This is a genomic window from Plantibacter sp. Leaf1 (genome assembly GCF_001421315.1).
In the GTDB taxonomy this organism is placed as follows: Bacteria; Actinomycetota; Actinomycetes; order Actinomycetales; family Microbacteriaceae; genus Plantibacter.
Map to the genome: position 1 here is coordinate 380,477 of NZ_LMJX01000001.1, position 16,143 is coordinate 396,619.

15 protein-coding genes are annotated in these 16,143 nt (G+C 71.4%); 8 read left to right on the plus strand and 7 right to left on the minus strand.

The window, feature by feature from the left end; genetic code table 11:
- Nucleotides 1-54: 54 nt before the first annotated feature.
- The 4 genes from ASE44_RS01690 to ASE44_RS18360 all read right to left on the minus strand — a co-directional run bounded on the left by ASE44_RS01690 (nt 55) and on the right by ASE44_RS18360 (nt 4,445).
- On the minus strand, nt 55-741 hold the full coding sequence (locus ASE44_RS01690) for an HAD family phosphatase (RefSeq protein ID WP_056013833.1): 687 nt from the start codon (nt 739-741) through the stop codon (nt 55-57).
- Nucleotides 742-820: 79 nt separating this feature from the next.
- Nucleotides 821-2,098 (minus strand): CDP-alcohol phosphatidyltransferase family protein, encoded by a 1,278-nt coding sequence (locus ASE44_RS18145; RefSeq protein WP_082455631.1) that lies wholly within the window; start codon nt 2,096-2,098, stop codon nt 821-823.
- Between the two features lie 104 nt (nt 2,099-2,202).
- Complete coding sequence (locus tag ASE44_RS01700; protein WP_157579750.1) at nt 2,203-4,293, minus strand: carboxypeptidase regulatory-like domain-containing protein; 2,091 nt, start codon at nt 4,291-4,293, stop codon at nt 2,203-2,205.
- Nucleotides 4,290-4,445: a hypothetical protein gene (locus tag ASE44_RS18360; RefSeq protein WP_157579751.1), complete on the minus strand. Its 156-nt coding sequence runs from the start codon at nt 4,443-4,445 to the stop codon at nt 4,290-4,292. Before ASE44_RS18360 ends, ASE44_RS01700 begins: the two co-directional genes overlap by 4 nt.
- Before the next feature lie 242 nt (nt 4,446-4,687).
- Between ASE44_RS18360 and ASE44_RS01705 the strand changes: the two genes are divergently transcribed.
- The 3 genes from ASE44_RS01705 (at nt 4,688) to ASE44_RS01715 (ending at nt 6,884) form a co-directional block, all read left to right on the plus strand.
- The gene (locus ASE44_RS01705) at nt 4,688-5,152 is read left to right on the plus strand and encodes a hypothetical protein (protein WP_056776799.1); all 465 of its coding nucleotides are present in this window, start codon (nt 4,688-4,690) and stop codon (nt 5,150-5,152) included.
- A gap of 110 nt (nt 5,153-5,262) precedes the next feature.
- Nucleotides 5,263-6,249, plus strand: coding sequence for a DMT family transporter (locus ASE44_RS01710; RefSeq protein ID WP_056776802.1), 987 nt, complete (start codon nt 5,263-5,265; stop codon nt 6,247-6,249).
- Complete coding sequence (locus tag ASE44_RS01715; protein WP_056776804.1) at nt 6,246-6,884, plus strand: GntR family transcriptional regulator; 639 nt, start codon at nt 6,246-6,248, stop codon at nt 6,882-6,884. Before ASE44_RS01710 ends, ASE44_RS01715 begins: the two co-directional genes overlap by 4 nt.
- Before the next feature lie 79 nt (nt 6,885-6,963).
- Here the strand turns inward: ASE44_RS01715 and ASE44_RS01720 are convergent, their stop codons facing one another.
- Both ASE44_RS01720 and ASE44_RS01725 read right to left on the minus strand, forming a co-directional pair.
- Nucleotides 6,964-8,598, minus strand: coding sequence for a cell wall metabolism sensor histidine kinase WalK (locus ASE44_RS01720; RefSeq protein ID WP_056776807.1), 1,635 nt, complete (start codon nt 8,596-8,598; stop codon nt 6,964-6,966).
- Nucleotides 8,595-9,386 (minus strand): response regulator transcription factor, encoded by a 792-nt coding sequence (locus ASE44_RS01725; RefSeq protein ID WP_056013818.1) that lies wholly within the window; start codon nt 9,384-9,386, stop codon nt 8,595-8,597. Before ASE44_RS01725 ends, ASE44_RS01720 begins: the two co-directional genes overlap by 4 nt.
- Before the next feature lie 110 nt (nt 9,387-9,496).
- Between ASE44_RS01725 and ASE44_RS01730 the strand changes: the two genes are divergently transcribed.
- The 5 genes from ASE44_RS01730 to ASE44_RS01750 all read left to right on the plus strand — a co-directional run bounded on the left by ASE44_RS01730 (nt 9,497) and on the right by ASE44_RS01750 (nt 14,450).
- Nucleotides 9,497-10,267: a GNAT family N-acetyltransferase gene (locus tag ASE44_RS01730; RefSeq protein ID WP_082455635.1), complete on the plus strand. Its 771-nt coding sequence runs from the start codon at nt 9,497-9,499 to the stop codon at nt 10,265-10,267.
- A 268-nt stretch (nt 10,268-10,535) separates the two neighbouring features.
- A complete protein-coding gene (locus tag ASE44_RS01735; RefSeq protein ID WP_056777091.1) occupies nt 10,536-12,266 on the plus strand; it encodes a dihydroxyacetone kinase family protein in 1,731 nt (576 codons plus the stop codon).
- Nucleotides 12,267-12,363: 97 nt separating this feature from the next.
- Complete coding sequence (locus tag ASE44_RS01740; protein WP_056013815.1) at nt 12,364-12,825, plus strand: ribose-5-phosphate isomerase; 462 nt, start codon at nt 12,364-12,366, stop codon at nt 12,823-12,825.
- The gene (locus ASE44_RS01745) at nt 12,825-13,634 is read left to right on the plus strand and encodes a triose-phosphate isomerase family protein (RefSeq protein ID WP_056776809.1); all 810 of its coding nucleotides are present in this window, start codon (nt 12,825-12,827) and stop codon (nt 13,632-13,634) included. The genes ASE44_RS01740 and ASE44_RS01745 overlap by 1 nt, the downstream gene beginning before the upstream one ends.
- 102 nt (nt 13,635-13,736) lie before the next feature.
- Nucleotides 13,737-14,450: a GntR family transcriptional regulator gene (locus ASE44_RS01750; protein WP_056776812.1), complete on the plus strand. Its 714-nt coding sequence runs from the start codon at nt 13,737-13,739 to the stop codon at nt 14,448-14,450.
- A gap of 115 nt (nt 14,451-14,565) precedes the next feature.
- On the opposite strand, the gene ASE44_RS01755 is transcribed toward ASE44_RS01750, so the two are convergent.
- Nucleotides 14,566-15,939 carry an MFS transporter gene (locus ASE44_RS01755; RefSeq protein ID WP_056776815.1) on the minus strand — a complete coding sequence of 458 codons (1,374 nt, stop codon included), beginning with the start codon at nt 15,937-15,939 and terminating at the stop codon, nt 14,566-14,568.
- Between the last annotated feature and the right edge of the window lie 204 nt (nt 15,940-16,143).

A 16,143-nucleotide genomic window follows, 5' to 3' on the forward strand; every position in this document is an offset into this window, starting at 1 on the left:
AGGAGCCACCGTGCCTGACGACGACGGCCGGTTCCCGGAACTGCGCAGTCGCGGCTAGCGCGTGGTGGCGGTTTCCGCCCAGGTGTCTCGGATGAGGTCGGGCAGCTCACGCATGTCGTCGAAGACGTGGGTGCCGTCGCCGATGAGGCGCTCGGCCGGGGTCATGCCACCGGCGTAGGCGTACACGGTCATCCCCGCGGCCCGCGCGGCGAGGACGCCGACGACGCTGTCCTCGACGACCGCGCACCGCTCGGGGGCCGTGTCGAAGTCGGCAGCCGCATGCAGGAACAGGTCCGGGGCCGGCTTGCCGACGGCGACGTCGGTGGCGCTGAAGATCCGCCCGGCGAACCGGTCGTGGATGCCCACCTGGCCGAGGTTGCGGACGACGTCGTGGAACATGCCGTTCGAGGCGACGCACAGCGGCACCCCGGTCGCCGCGATGCCGTCGAGCGCGTCGACGACACCGTCGACCGCTTCCAGCTCGCGCTCGCAGATTCCACGGAACATGTCGCTCCAGCGCTGGATCCAGTCGGCCTCCAGGGGCTTGCCGAGCCGCGCTTCGACGAGCGTCGCGTAGGTCTCGAGCGATGCGCCGACGAACAGTTCGCGCACCTCGGCCTCGGTGTAGTCGCCGCCGACCTCGTTGAGGAGCTGCAGGTTCACGCGTACCGAGATGCGTTCCGTGTCGACGAGGGTGCCGTCGCAGTCGAAGATGACGAGGTCCGGATAGTCGACTGGCATGCTCCGAGCCTAAACGACACCGCCTGCGTCCACGCCGGGCGCGTCTCGGGGAAGCTGCCGGCAGCACAGCCGGCCGGGATCAGCGGGACAGGCTGACGCCCTGCCGCTGCCAGGTGACGATCATGCGTCGCGCATACTGGGTCGCCGCCACGAAGTGCCCGACGAGCCCGAGGAGGATCGCGACGAAGCCGATACCGCCGAACACGCGGGACAGCGGCGAGGCCGGATCACCACCGCCGAGCGCGAGCCCCGTGAGCAACGCGAAGAAGCCGACGAAGAGGAGCACCGTACGGATCTTGCCGGCGAGGCTCACCGGCACCTCGGGCGTCCCGCGGAACGCGACGACCGCGATGAACGCGAGGAGGAGGTCGGGCACGATCATGACGACGAACACCTGCCATGGGATGATCTGCGCGACGGCGAAGGACGCTGCGACCACGACGACGGTCAAACGGTCGGCGACGCCGTCGAGCCAGGTGCCGAGCGCCGAGACGGCCCCCGTCCGGCGCGCGATCTGCCCGTCGGCGACGTCGCTCAGGAACACGACCGCCCCCACGACGAGCGCCGCCCAGTAGGAGCCGGTGATCACGAGGACGGCGAAGACGGGGAGCAGGAGGATGCGTCCCGCCGTGATCGCATTGGGCAGGTTCCGCCAGTCGTCGTCCGCGAAGAGCTGGGTGCGGAGGCGCGCGAGCGGCGTCTTCTCGTGCAGGGTCACCGGGATCATCGCTTCGTCGCCCGGGATCGCGAGGCCCCGTCGAGCGCGGACGATCGCGACGGCCGACACCACGACGACGAGCGCGAGCAGCAGCACCCACCCGGCGGAACCGAGGTACTGGCGGACCCCGTCGAGCACGACACGGACGAGCGAACCGACCCCGACGAAGACGGCGGACCACAGGAGCGAACCGAGCACCGACGCCAGGAGGAACGATCGGTACGGCACGCGGGCGACCCCGGCCGCGGCCGGCGTCAGGCACCGGAGCACGGGGACGAGGCGGGTGAGGAAGACGGCCTGGGCTCCGCGCCGTTCGAGCGCCTCGACCGCCCGGTCCCAGCCGCCGACGCCGAGACGCCGGACGACGGCCGTGTCGCGGAGGCGCCCGCCGCTCCGACGACCGATGAGGAAGCCGAGGTGGTCTCCGAGCGATCCACCGAGCGCGACGGCGAGGAACAGGACGAGCGCGGCCGGACCGGAGTCGAGCATCGCCGAGAGGAGGAGCACGACGGGCTCCCCCGGCACCAGCAGGCCGAGCCAGAGCCCTGACTCCGCCACGGCGAAGAGGAGGCCGACCAGCCAGATCATCGGATCGGGCAACGCCGTCGTGGCGCCGTCCACCCAGCCGATGACGTCCACGGGTCCCCGTTCACGAATGCGATCCGCGCCCCTGGTCGGAGCGCGGCTCGCCCAAGTCTACGGACGAGCCGCGTGCTCCGATCCCCTTCGGGACGACGGAGCGGTCAAACGTCGGACGGGGTGTCCCGCTCGGCACGTCGACGTCGGAGGACCGCGGCCGTCACGACGCCGGCGGCTCCGAGCACGAAGAGCACTCCGGCCGCGACGATCCAGGGCATCGTGTCCGCGCCGGTCGAGGGCAGGCGGCCCGAGGTGCCCGGCACGGCGGGGTCGCTCGGGCTCGCCGAGGGCACGGGCGTGACGGCATCCGGGACCAGGACGAACGCGGGCACGGAGACCACCGATCCGTCGGCCGCGACGATCGCGACGGCCGAGGCGGCACCCTCGGCGGTGTAGCCCGATGGCACCGTCACCGTGACCTCGTACGAACCCGCGGCGAGATCGTCGAGGAGATAGGCGCCCTCGGCGTCCGTCGTGACGACGACCTCCCCGGCCGGGGTGTCGACCGTCACGCCGACGTCCGCGAGCGGGGCACCGGCATCCGTCTCGATGGTTCCGGACAGCCCACCGAGCACCGCGTCCGCGACGAGCACGAAGCTCGGCACCGTCTGCACCGAACCGTCCGAGCCGACGACCGCGACCGCGGTCGTCACTCCGCCATCGGGGACCGAATACCCTGCCGGCACGGTCAGCGTCACCGGGTAGTCGCCGGGCGGAAGGTCGGCGAGCCCGTAGGAGCCCTCACCGGATGTCGTCAACACCACCGGGCCCGTCGGCGTCTCGACCGTCACCGTGGCTCCGGGGACGGGCGCACCCGTGTCCGTCACGACATCGCCGATGACGGTCCCGAGCCGGGCGAGCTCGAAGTCGACCGCGTCCAGATCCGTGTCGGCGAGCTCCTCGGAGCGCGTCGCCGTCCCGGAGACGACGTAGCCCTCGGGCGCGACGATCGAGACGGTGTACGACCCCGCCGGCAGGAGCGGGAAGCTGTACGAGCCGTCGGCGGCCGTGACGGCGCGTTCGACGCCGCTCGGACCCTCGGCGCTCACCGTGACGCCGGCCACGCCGACCCCGCCGGAACTGATCACGCCGCCGAGGCGCGGGTTCGCGACGAGCACGAAGTCCTGTGCCGTGACGGGCGTCTCGCTCCCGGCCGGGACGGAGAACGGGGACGGCGCGATCTGCACGGCGTACCCCGCCGGTGGGGTGATGACGAGCGTGTGGTCGCCGACCGGCACGGTGTCGAAGAGATAGTCCCCGTCGGTGTCGGTGGTCACGCTCCCCACGCCGTCGATGGTGACGGTGGCCCCGACGATGGGGACACCATCGGCGTCGAGGGCGGTGCCGGAGACCGCGACGGGCACGATGTCACGGACGACGAAGTCCGCGATCGCGTCGGTGTCCGTGAGGTCGGCGCCGACCCGCGTCGCCTCGACGGCGATCTTGCCGGCCGGCGGGACGAGCTGCACGGTGTAGCCGTCGGTCGCGAAGTACCCCTCGAAGGCGTATGCGCCTCCGCCGGCGGTCGTCGTCGAGGCGACCACCCGGCCGACGCGGTCGATGAGTCGCACGCCGACGCCGTCCAGACCGCCGGTGACCTGGTCGGTCACGGTACCGGTCACGTCACGCGCGATCGACGCGAACCATGTCTGGAACACCGGGAACCCTGCGCGCTGCTGGAAGGAGAAGGTGAGGCTGGAGATGGGAGCGGCGGGCTCGAACCAGGCGGCCGCACCGCTCGTGTCGGCGGCGGCGGCGTTGCCGCGCAGCACCTGCGTCGCGGGATCCCAGGTGGGGACGTCCGTCGCGGAACCGGTGCAGGAGGGCTTGCCGGTCAGGCCGGGAGCGCAGGCATTGAAGCCACCGTTGAACCCGAGCTCGTCCGCCGTCAGGGCGACCCCGTCGGGACCGATCGCCGTCACGGTGACCTGGTCGGCGTCGATGTCGCCGAGCACGAACGTCCAGCCGGACGGCGGTGTCGGCGTCGAGAAGGAGTAGGTCGTGGTCGAGGGCGACGCCGGGTTGTTCGCCTTCGGCCGGAGGTTCAGATAGGGCTGATCACGACTGCTGCCGTACTTCGCGCCCACCGGGGTCGACGCCGCCAGCCAGTTCGAGGCGCCGGAGACGAGGTTCGCGCCGCCGAGCGAGTCGCTCGTGAGCGTCGCGGTCAGGGCGGGCTGCCCGGCCAAGGTCATCGTGCCCTGGTACGAACCGAGGCGCCGGAGAAGGTGGGCCACGCCGCCCAGCTCGAGGTGGTGGCGGCGGAGGCCGCCGGAACGGCTGCGGTGAGGGCGAGCGCGGAGGCTCCGAGCAGGACGAGCACAGCGGCTCCGATGCGGCGGGTCATGCCCCCGCCACGATAGGCACTCCCCTTGCGGCGCAGGAAGCCTGAATCTGATGCGGGACATCCTGGACGATCCGTGATGTGTCCACCGTGGTGGCACCACCGACCCACGGACCGGTCACCCCGGATGGTCCCGCAGGACGAGGGAAGATCGGGCGCGCGGGCGATCCGCGACGGACACGATCGGAGGAGGCTTGCAGCATCAACCGAACAGCTCCGCAACCGCGGAGGAAGGAACGAAGCCCATGTCCGCCTCAGCCACCACCGAGTCCCCCACGACCTCGCCCGCCGAGGACGTGACCCTGGCCGACGCCCCGACCGAATCGTTCGGCACGGACCCGCTCGCCCAGACGACACCCCTCCCGGATCAGACGACACCCGTCCAGACGATCCCCACCACCCAGACCACCGCCCTCGCCGCCCTCCCGCCGGTGCCGGCCACCGCGGCGGCAGACCGCGAGAGCTCCACGCAGACGCTGTCGATCATCGCCTTCGCGCTGTCGATCGCCGCGATCGTGGCCCCCTCGTTCGTCCTCCTCCCGATCGCCTCGCTCGTCATGGGCATCATCGCCCTGGCCCGCAAACCGCACTCGAAGGGCTTCGCGCTCACCGCCGTCATCATCTCGGGCACCATGCTCGCGCTGGCCCTGATCGTCGCCGCCGGTGCCGCCCTGCTGCTCGGCGTCTCGATGGTCGCCTCCATCAACTGATCCGCCATCGCGACGACGCCCGCCTGCTCCACGAGCCGGCGGGCGTCGTCGTACGTGGTCCCACGACATCGGGCGTTGATTGTTACACAATCCTCCGCCAGGCTGTCCCCATGACCCGATCAGCCACCTCGGCCGGCCCGAGCGCTCCAGCCCCGGCGGCGCAGCGCCTCCCGGTCGCGGCCGCGATCCTCGCCGCCGTGTGCTTCGGCACGACGGGGACGGTGCACGCCCTCCTCCCCATCGAGGTCGGCTCGGTCGCCTTCGGCGCCGCGCGGATCGTGTTCGGCGGCGTCCTCCTCGTCCTGGTGTGGGCCGTCGTGGCGAGGCGAGCGATGGTGGCCCGCACCGACTCCCCCTCCGCAGCTCGTCCGCGGGCCACGGCGCTCGCGCGGCCGGCGCTCATCGCGGCGATCGTCCTCGGAACCGTCGGTGTCGCGGCCTACCAACCCTTCTTCTTCCTCGGTGCGGAGCGCAACGGCGTCGCGATCGGCACCCTCACCGCGCTCGGCTCGGCACCCGCCATCACCGGACTCCTCGAATGGGCGATCCATCGACGTCGCCCGAGCGCCCGCTGGTTCCTCGCGACCGTGGTCGCGGCCGCCGGCGTCGCCGTCCTGTCCGGCCTGACCGGCGGCGTCGGGGAGGTCACCGTGGACGGGCTGCTCGCCTCGGTGGGTGCTGGCGCCTCCTACGCCCTCTACACGCTCTGCAGCAAAGCGCTCATCGACCACGGCTGGAGCCCCCTCGGCACCATGGCGGCGCTCTTCGGCTCGGCCGCGGTCGTCTCCCTGCCCGTGCTCCTCGCCACCGAGGTCGCCTGGATCGCCACCGTCCCCGGTGCGCTCGCGGTCGCCTGGCTCGCGCTCGTGAACACGCTCGCGGGGTACCTGCTCTTCGGCTACGCGCTCGGCGGGCTGCCAGCCTCACGGGTCGCGACGCTGACCCTCTTCGAACCCATGACGGCCACCCTGCTGGGTATCCTGCTGCTCGGCGAATCGTTCGGGCCGACCACCGTCGTCGGCGCCGCACTCCTGCTCGCCGGGCTGGCGATCCTCGTGACGCCGGCGCGCCGGAGCCGTCGCCCGGGCAGCCGATGACCGCCGTCGAGACCGTCGCGCACGCGCTGCGGGAGGACATCCTGGACGGCCGAACCGTCGCGGGCGAACCCCTGCGGGAGGCCGCCCTCACCACCCGGTTCGGCGTCAACCGGCACACCGTCCGCGCGGCGCTCCAGATGCTCTCGGCCGAACGCCTCGTGACGTTCGAGGCCTACCGCGGCGCACGGGTGCGGTCGTTCAGCGATGCGGACGTCCTGGCCCTCATGGAGTACCGCACGGCGATCGAGGTCGAGGCACTCCGGCTGCTCCGGACGCGATCGGCGGCAGGACCGCGACCGCACGACGCGATCGTCGCGGCGAACGAGGCGCTCCGGACGGCCTGCACCGCACGACCCCACGGGCAACGCCGCATCGAGCGGGCCCACGCCGAGCTGCATCACGCGATCGTGGCCGCCGCGGGCAGTCCGAGGCTGCTCGAAGCCCACGCCGGACTGCTCGCCGAGCTCGGGCTGTTCATGGTGCAGCTCCGGAGCGTCCTCCCGCCGGAGGAACTCATCAGCCAGCACGACCGGCTCGTCGACGCACTGCTCGGCGACCACGCCGAGGCGGAACTGCGTGCACACCTCGCGCACTCGGCCGAGCAACTCGTGGCGCTCCGCCACGCCGCCGGCTGAGGCCCCACCTCGACAGGCTCGGTGACCGGGGCGGGTGCTTCGGTGGCCCCCGGTCCCTGAGCCTGTCGAAGGGCGGCGGTCAGGACCGGGCCGAGGGGACCTCGTCCGGGTGCACCGCGGCCGCGCCACCGGCCGACGACCGGACGGCCGGGTGCTCGTCGGACGGCCCCGACCACGGCAACGTCACCGTGAACGTCGTGCCGGCGGGCGAGGAAGCGACCTCGATCGCGCCCTCGTGCCCTTCGGCGATCGACAGGGCGATCGCGAGACCGAGTCCCGTGCTTCCCGCGGCCCGAGACCGGGACGAATCGGCCCTCGCGAAGCGGTCGAACAGCTCAGGGAGGAACGCCTCGTCGATGCCGGGGCCGTCGTCCGCGATCGTGAGGGCCGCGCGCTGCGGCTCGTCGGCGTTCTTCGGCGCGGCGATGCGCGTCACCACCGAGGTGCCGGCCGGGGTGTGCACCGCGGCGTTCGACAGCAGGTTCACGACGAGCTGGTGCAGCCGCTCGCGGTCGCCCCGGACGATGATCGCGCGCTCCGGCACGTCGACCGACCAGTGGTGCCCGGGAGCCGAGACCGCCGCATCGCTCACCGCGGCGGCGACGAGGTCGCTCAGGTCCACGTCGTCCAGGTGGAGGTCCTGGCCCTCGTCGAGTCGAGCGAGGAGGAGCAGCTCGCTCACGAGCGAACTCATGCGCGTCGCCTCCGACTCGATACGGGCGAGGGCGTGCTCCGTCATCGGCGGGAGGTTCTCGCTGTCCTGGCGGGTGAGCTCCGCATAGCCCTGGATCGCGGCCAGCGGCGTCCGCAGCTCGTGGCTCGCGTCGGTCACGAAGCGCCGCATGCGCTTGTCGGTGGCCGCGCGCACGGCGAGCGCCCGGTCGACGTGGTCGATGAGGCCGTTGAGCGCCTCGCCGACCTTGCCGATCTCCGTCCGCGGGTCGGTGTCGGCCTGATCCACGCGCACGTCGATCCCCGTGTCGCCTCGCTCGAGTTGCAGCGTCGAGACCTCGGCTGCGGCGGCGGCCACCCGCGAGAGCGGGCGGAGCGCGAGCCGGACCACGATGATCGCCCCGACGATCGTGACGGCGAGGGCGAGGACGGCGAGGATCGCGATGACGATCGCCTCCTGCTGCACGGCCGCGCGAGGGGTGGCGAGGGAGACCCCGGCGACGAGCGTCTCGCCGTCGCCGTGGTCGAGGAACTCGAGCCGGTATCCGCCGAGTGACCCGAGGCCGATGTTCTGCCGTTCGGTGCCGCCGGCGGCTGCGGCCTCCTCGATGAGCGCCTGCGTGCGGACGTCGAGCGCCTTCGCGTTGGACTGGGTGAACCGTGCCGAGTCGACCACCTGGCCATCGGTGATGAGGGCGATGAGGGTCCCTGGCCCGTGGCCGACGTAGTCGACGAACGGCTTGACGTAGCCGGGCTCGCCCCGCGTCGCATCCGGGTCGGCGACGGCCCCGTCGCGGGACTGCTGGTCGTGGAACTTCACGACGGAGTGCTCGAAGGCCTCCATCGAACCGGTGAGCTGGGTGTCGACGACCGCGGTGACCGACGCCTCGACCGTGACGATGGTCAGGACGCCGGAGACCGCGAGGACCGCGGCGATGACGGCGGCGATGCCGGTCACCAGGCGGCGCTGCAGGGTCCACGGGTGCCGCTGCTTCGGTGGGGACGTCGGGACGCCCGCGGTCGGGACCGCTCCGGTGCTCATTCGACGGGCCGCAGCACGTACCCGACCCCGCGGACGGTGTGGATCATCGGCGCGCGGTCGGCGTCGATCTTCTTCCGCAGGTAGGAGACGTAGAGGTCGACGATGCTGGCCTTGCCGGCGAAGTCGTAGTTCCACACCCGGTCGAGGATCTGTGCGCGACTCAGCACGCGCTTCGGGTTGCGCATGAAGTAGCGCAGGAGTTCGAACTCGGTAGTGGTGAGCGCGACGGGCTCACCATCGCGGCTGACCTCGTAGCTGCGCTCGTCGAGGAAGAGGCCGCCGATCGTGATGCGCGAGTCGTCGTCGGACACGACGTGGGCGGTCCGGCGGAGCAGGCCGCGGAGGCGCGCGACGAGTTCCTCGAGCGAGAAGGGCTTCGTCATGTAGTCGTCACCACCGGCGGTGAGCCCCATGATGCGGTCGTCCACGGAGTCCCGCGCCGTGAGGAACAGGGTCGGTGTGCCCGACTCCGGCTCGCCCTGCGAGAAGCTGCGGAGCTGGCGGAGGACGCTCAAGCCGTCCATGTCGGGCAGCATGATGTCGAGGACGACGACGTCGGGTCGCTCGGCGCGGTACCGCTGCACGGCCTCGCGCCCGTTGGTGGCGACGTCCACGACCCACCCCTCGTAGCCGAGGGCGAGGCTCACGAGGTCGGTGAGGACCGCCTCGTCGTCGACGAGGAGGACACGGATCGGCGAGCCGTCGGCCCGGTACATCCGCGGAAGCTTGGCGAGGACCGCCCGGCGGCGCCCCGAGTCGACGACCTGCGTCGGCAGGTCGGAGGGCATGCATCGATTATCCGTCGTCCGGTGCGGGGAACACGCAGCGACGGGCGATTCATAGCGGGCTCATATCTTTTCAGGCCGAGCGCATGAGCGAGGTGCCTACCGTGGAGGGCATGACCCGAGCAGAGCCCCTGGGCACGCCGTACACCTCCCGCCATCGCCGGCGGCCGGGTGACGCGCCCGGAGCGACGCAGGGTCTGCGGGTCACCCTCGGCGAGGTCGTCCGAGCACTCCGTCCGCTGATCCCGGCAGGGGTCTCGCGCCCTCGCCTCTTCCGCGGGCCGCGGATCGAGACGCCGGTCGACGCGCACCCGATCCGCACCGACCGCCTCGTCCTGCGGCGTCACCGCCTCGAGGACGCCGAGGCCTGGTACCGCATCCAGTCCTCCCCCGAGGTCGTCGAGCACCTGCCGTGGCCGGTCCGCGACCGCCAGGCGTCCCTGGAGCACCTGCGCCATCGGATGGGACACCGCCGCCTGTGGCAGTCCGGCGACTTCCTCGCGCTGGCCGTGGAACGGGACGGGGAGCTCGTCGGCGACGTCTCCCTGCACCTCCGCGACGTGCGGCCGACCGAGCGCTCGGTGGAGATCGGCTGGGTGCTCGACCCGGCTGCCGGCGGCCAGGGGTTCGCGAGCGAGGCCTCCGCCGCGATGCTCGACCTGGCGTTCACCGAGGTCGGGGCGACGACGGTGACGGCCGTCATCGAACCCGGGAACACCCGGTCCATCGCCCTCGCGGAGCGTCTCGGCTTCCTCCGGGAGGACGCACCCCGCCGCTCGTCGAGCATCACCTTCGCGATCACACCGTCCCTGCTCGATGCTCGACGCGCCGAACGCGCGGCAGCCGGCATGCCGCAGGGCGACACCGCAGCACGTCGCCCCTGACGCTCGCCGTCCCGATCGCCGAACCTGTCGGGGCCGTGTCTCCCCCACACTGGCCCCGGCAGGTTCAGCCATCGGGGCGGCGATGCGTGCCTGGACGACGCCGAAGCGCCTCCGCGTGCCGCGGCAGGCCGATGCCCGACCGTCCCGATGCACCGTCGGGCTCCTGCGTCGTGCAACCCAGGGTTCCGCTCGGTTCCAATATCCTATAGGATTATCGCGATGTACCGGCTGGTGCCGGAACGACGGACTCGATGACGAGGAGATGCAGATGACCAGGCTCTGGAACCGGCCGGCGGACTTCGCCGATGAGATGGTGGACGGCTTCGTCCGAGCCAACGGTCGTTGGGTGCGCAAGGTCTCCGGTGGCGTCTCCCGGTCCACGCGGTCCGCCGAACCGGAGGTCGCGCTCGTCATCGGCGGCGGGTCGGGGCACTACCCCGCGTTCGCCGGCTTGGTCGGCCCCGGCCTCGCCCACGGTGCGGCGATGGGCAACCTGTTCGCCTCCCCCTCGGCCCACCAGGTCGAGAGCGTCATCCGCGCGAGCGAACAGGGCGAAGGCGTTCTCCTCAGCTACGGCAACTACGCGGGGGACGTGCTGCACTTCACCGCCGCCCAGGACGCCGTGCGCGCCGACGGCATCGACTGCCGCACGGTCACCGTGACCGACGACATCTTCAGCGCCCCGGCGACGGAACTCCAGAAGCGCCGCGGGATCGCGGGCGACCTGACCGTCTTCAAGGTGGCGGGCGGAGCAGCCTCCAGCGGCTACCGCATCGACGACGTCGAGCGCGTCGCGATCCTCACGAACGCCCGCACCCGCTCGATGGGCGTCGCGTTCTCCGGATGCACCCTGCCGGGTGCCGACGAGCCCCTGTTCTCCGTCCCGGAAGGGCGCATGGCCGTCGGGCTCGGCATCCACGGCGAACCCGGCATCGACGAGACCGACATCCCGTCCGCCGACGGCCTCGCCGAGCTGTTCGTGCGGCATCTGCTCGACGGCGCCGAGATCCCCGAGGGCGTCACGGTGGACGGTGCGCGCGTCGTCCCCATCCTCAACGGCCTCGGCTCGGTGAAGTCCGAGGAGCTCTTCGTCGTCTACGACCGCGTCGCGACCCTCCTCGAGGACGCCGGCGTCACCCTCGTGGACCCGCAGGTCGGCGAATTCTGCACGAGCTTCGACATGGCCGGCGTCTCCCTGACCCTGCTGTGGGTCGACGAGGAGCTCGAACGGTTGTGGGGCGCGCCCGCCGACACCCCGGCCTACCGCACCGGCGCGGTGGACACCGGCGCCCTCGAGACCGTGACCGCCGAGGACACCGAGACCGCCGAGTTCGTCGTTCCGGAGGCGTCCGCCGAGTCACAGGAGTCCGCGGCCGTCGTCGCCACGGCCATCACGGCCATCCACGAACTGATCGCGGAGCACGCCGACGAACTCGGCCGCCTCGACGCCATCGTCGGCGACGGCGACCACGGCATCGGGATGGACCGCGGGGCAACCGCAGCCGCCGAGGAGGCCGAACGTCTGCGAGCGGCCGGCGCCGGCGTCGCGACCGTGCTCGACCGAGCGGGCGACGCCTGGTCCGACCGGGCCGGCGGCACGTCCGGAGCCCTCTGGGGCGTCATGCTGCGCACCCTCGGCGAGCGCCTCGGCGACACCGAACGCCCGACGGCCACCGCGGTCAGCGAGGGCGTCACCGCCGCGAAGGACGCCGTCATGCGCTACGGCAAGGCCTCCGTCGGCGACAAGACCCTCGTGGACGCCCTCGTCCCGTTCGCCGACACCCTGGCAGCACGCGTCGGCGACGGCGACGACCTCCCCACCGCTTGGACCGCAGCGGCCGCCGTGGCGACCACGGCCGCCCACGACACGGCCGGACTCATGCCCGGCATGGGTCGCGCCCGCTCGCACGGCTCGAAGGCCGTCGGCGTCGAGGACCCCGGAGCCGTCTCCCTCGCCCTCATCGTCGAACGCGTCGGCGCCCTGCTGTCCGACCACTGACCCGTCCCACCCACCGACCCTCGAACGGCATCCACGGTCCCTGAATCGACACCCCGGTCCCTGAGCTTGTCGAAGGGCCACCCACGAAAGGCACACCATGACCCGCACCTGGCGAATCGTCATCGGCTCCGATGACGCCGGTTACGACTACAAGGAGATCCTCAAGCGTGACCTCGAGGCGAGCGACCTCGTCGCCTCGGTGGTCGACGTCGGGGTCGACGCCGACGGCCACACCAACTACCCGACCGTCGCGGTGACGGCCGCGGAGATCGTCGCCCGCGGGGAAGCCGACCGGGCCCTGCTCATCTGCGGCACGGGCCTCGGCGTCGCGATCGCGGCGAACAAGGTCCAGGGCATCCGGGCCGTCACCGCCCACGACGGCTTCTCCGTCGAACGCGCCGTCCTCTCCAACGACGCCCAGGTGCTCTGCATGGGCCAGCGCGTCGTCGGCATCGAGCTGGCCCGCCGCAACGTCCGCGAATGGCTCACCTACGAGTTCGACACCACCAGTGCGTCGAACGACAAGGTGCAGGAGATCAGCGCGTACGAAGCCTCCTGATGACCCACCACCCCCGCCCGATCCTCGTCGGCGTGAGTCTGAAGATGTACTTCGGCCACGTGCAGACCCTCGACTGGTGCTCGGCCGTCGCGGGGGTCACGGCCGAGCACCACGCCCTCCGGAGCGGCGCCGCCGAGCTGTTCGTCATCCCCGGGTACCTGTCGATGACCGGGGCGGTCGAGCGGCTCCGCGGCGTCGCCTCCGTCGGGGGTCAGGACCTCGCGACCGAGGACAGCGGTGCGTTCACGGGGGAGGTCAGCGGCGCAGCGCTCCGCGAGGTCGGCTGCGAAGTCGTCGAGGTCGGGCACGCCGAACGTCGTCGACTGTTCGGCGAGACACCGGACATCGTCCGCGCGAAGACCACCGCCGCCCTCCGCAACGGACTCGCTCCCGTGCTCTGCATCGGCGAGGCTGCGCAGGGCGACCCCGAGGACGCGGCCGCCTCCTGCATCGAGCAACTCGACGACGCCCTGGCCGGAGCACTGGCCGCGGGGATCGTCGGCCGGGTCATCGTCGCCTACGAGCCGCACTGGGCCATCGGTGCCGCCGAGCCCGCCGCTCCCGACCACATCAGGACGGTGTGCGCGCGGCTCCGCGGCCATCTCGACGCGCTCGCCGAGCAGGGCGCGGTCGGCACCTCCTCGGCCGTCATCTACGGCGGCAGCGCCGGCCCCGGCCTGTTGACCACCATCGGCGACGCCGTCGACGGCCTCTTCCTCGGGCGTTTCGCGCACGACCCGGCGGCGCTCGCGCTCGTCCTGGATGAAGCCGCCGCCCTGCGGAGCACGGACGCCGACCTGCCACGATGACGCCGGATGGCCCCGTAAACTGGACCTCGACGATCATCGCGGCAGCTCGACCGGGGGTCCCCCTCCGTGACGACGCCCCGAGCACACATTTCGGAGACCGCCGTGGTTGATGCCGTCTTCCCGCTCGGCGCCTCCTCCTCGCTCGAACGCCGCGGGCTCCGCGACCGGGTCTACGAGCTGGTGCTCGACATGCTCCTCAGTTCGGGCATCGAGCCCGGCGCCCGGCTGTCGATCGACGCCATCGCCCGCGACCTCGACGTCTCACCGACGCCCGTCCGCGAAGCGCTCGTCCAGCTGGAGCGCACCGGCCTCGTGACCCGCGTCACGCACAAGGGCTATCGCGTCGCCCCGCCCCTCGCCGACGATCAGCTCGAGGCGCTCTTCGACGCCCGCATCGTGCTCGAGAGCGGCGCGACCGCCCTCGCCGCGGCCCAGGCCGACGGCCTCGTCCCAGCCCTCGAGGTCGCCCTCGCCCAACACGTCGAGATGACCGCCAGGGTGCGGGCATCGGCGTCGACCGGCGACATCCCCGTCGCCCTCCTGCGGGAGTACTTCGCGGTCGACTGGAACTTCCACCACCTCATCTTCGAGGGCACCCGCAACCCGTTCCTCCTCGACATGTCCGAGGGCATCTCGACCCGGGTGCACCGCATGCGCCAGACGGTGGAGACGGGCGTCACCGACGCCGACCAGGCCGTGGTCGAGCACCGGGCGATCCTCGACGCCTTCGCCGAGGGGCCTGAGGCCGCCGCGGCCGCCATGCGCTCCCACATCGAGCTCGTCCGCATGCGCGCCCGGAGCGACGCCGAGCACTGAGCCGCGCTGCTCCGGTCCCTGAGCCCCGCTCCTCCGGTCCCTGAGCTTGTCGAAGGGCGTACAGAACGGGGCCGACCGCGTGAGCGATCGACCCCGTCCGGGCGCTGCGTCGTGCCTAGTGCGCCGTGCGGTTCGCCGTCGTCTCGAGGAGTTCGTCCGCCTTGGCGCCGCGGAAGTACCTCGTGCAGTACAGCATCGCCGCCGCGAGGAACGCGAAGACGCCGAGCGACACCACGCCCCACGCGCCGCTGTCGGTCGGGACGCTCTCGTTGATCCCGGTCCGCATGATCGGCGCCACGAAGCCGCCGAGGTTGCCGAGCGAGTTGATGAGGCCGATGCCGGCCGCGGCAGCGGTTCCGGTGAGGAACGCCGTCGGGTAGGCCCACGTGATCGGCCCGACCGAGAGGAAGCTCGCCACGGCGATCGTGATGAACAGGATCCCGAGGAACGGCTGGTTGTTCGCGCCGGCCCAGGCCGAGGCAAGGATGAAGACACCGGTCGAGATGTAGAACATCGTGCCCCAGGTGCGCCGACGGACGACGGTGTTCGCGTTGCGGCCCACGTAGTAGCAGGCGAACAGACCCACGAGCCACGGGATGGCCGCCACGAGACCGACCTGCCAGCCGACGTCCTGGCCGATGAGGTTGGCCACCTGCTGCGGCAGGTAGAACGTCGTCCCGTAGACCGCGATCTGGAGGCAGAAGTAGATGATGGTGAAGTACCACACCTTCCAGCTCGTCATCGCCTTGGCGATACCGGTCGGGCCGTCCGACTGCCGCACGGTGTCCTCGCGTTCCATCGCGGCCGTCAACGAGTCCTTCTCCGATTGGTTCAGCCACTTCGCCTGCTGTGGCGAGTTGGTGAGGAAGTAGAGCGCCGCGAACCCGGCAAGGACCGCGAGCATGCCCTCGGCGAAGAACATCACCTGCCAGCCGTGCCACGGGGTCAGGGCGTCGCCGAAGCTGATGAGGCCACCGCTCAACGGGGCACCGAGCATCTGCGAGAACGGCTGCGCCAGGTAGAAGATCGAGAACATCTGGACGCGGACCTTGTTCGGGAACCACTCCGACAGGAACATGATGACGCCCGGGAAGAGCCCGGCCTCGGTCACGCCCAGCAGGAACCGCAAGATGATGAACATCGTGTCACCCGTGGTGAACGCGAACAGGGCGGCGACGATGCCCCAGGTCACCGCGATGCGGGCGAGCCAGAACCGCGCGCCGAACTTCTTCAGCAACAGGTTGCTGGGGATCTCGAAGATCGCGTAGCCGATGAAGAAGATGCCGGCGCCGAGGGCGAAGGCGCCGTTGGAGATGCCGCGGTCGACGCTGAGCGCCTCCTCGGCGAATCCGACGTTCGTGCGGTCGAGGAACGCGACGAAGTACAGGATGACGAGCATGGGCATCAGGTGCTTCGACGCCTTGCGGATCGCCGACTTCAGGGCCGGATCGTTGGTCGATCCGATCGCCGGCGGATTGGGTGTGGACAAGACACTCTCCTTTGAGATGACTGGTGCGGGTGGGCGCTGCTGGTACTGCTGGTACTGCTGCTGCTGCGTGAGGTGGTCAGGAGACCAGTGACGGGATGATCATCCAGAGGCCGATGCCGACGAAGACGATGCCGAGGCCGAGGAAGATCAGTCGGGACTTGGTCCACTGACCGGTGAGGTGCTGCATGGTGCTGCTCCGTTCGC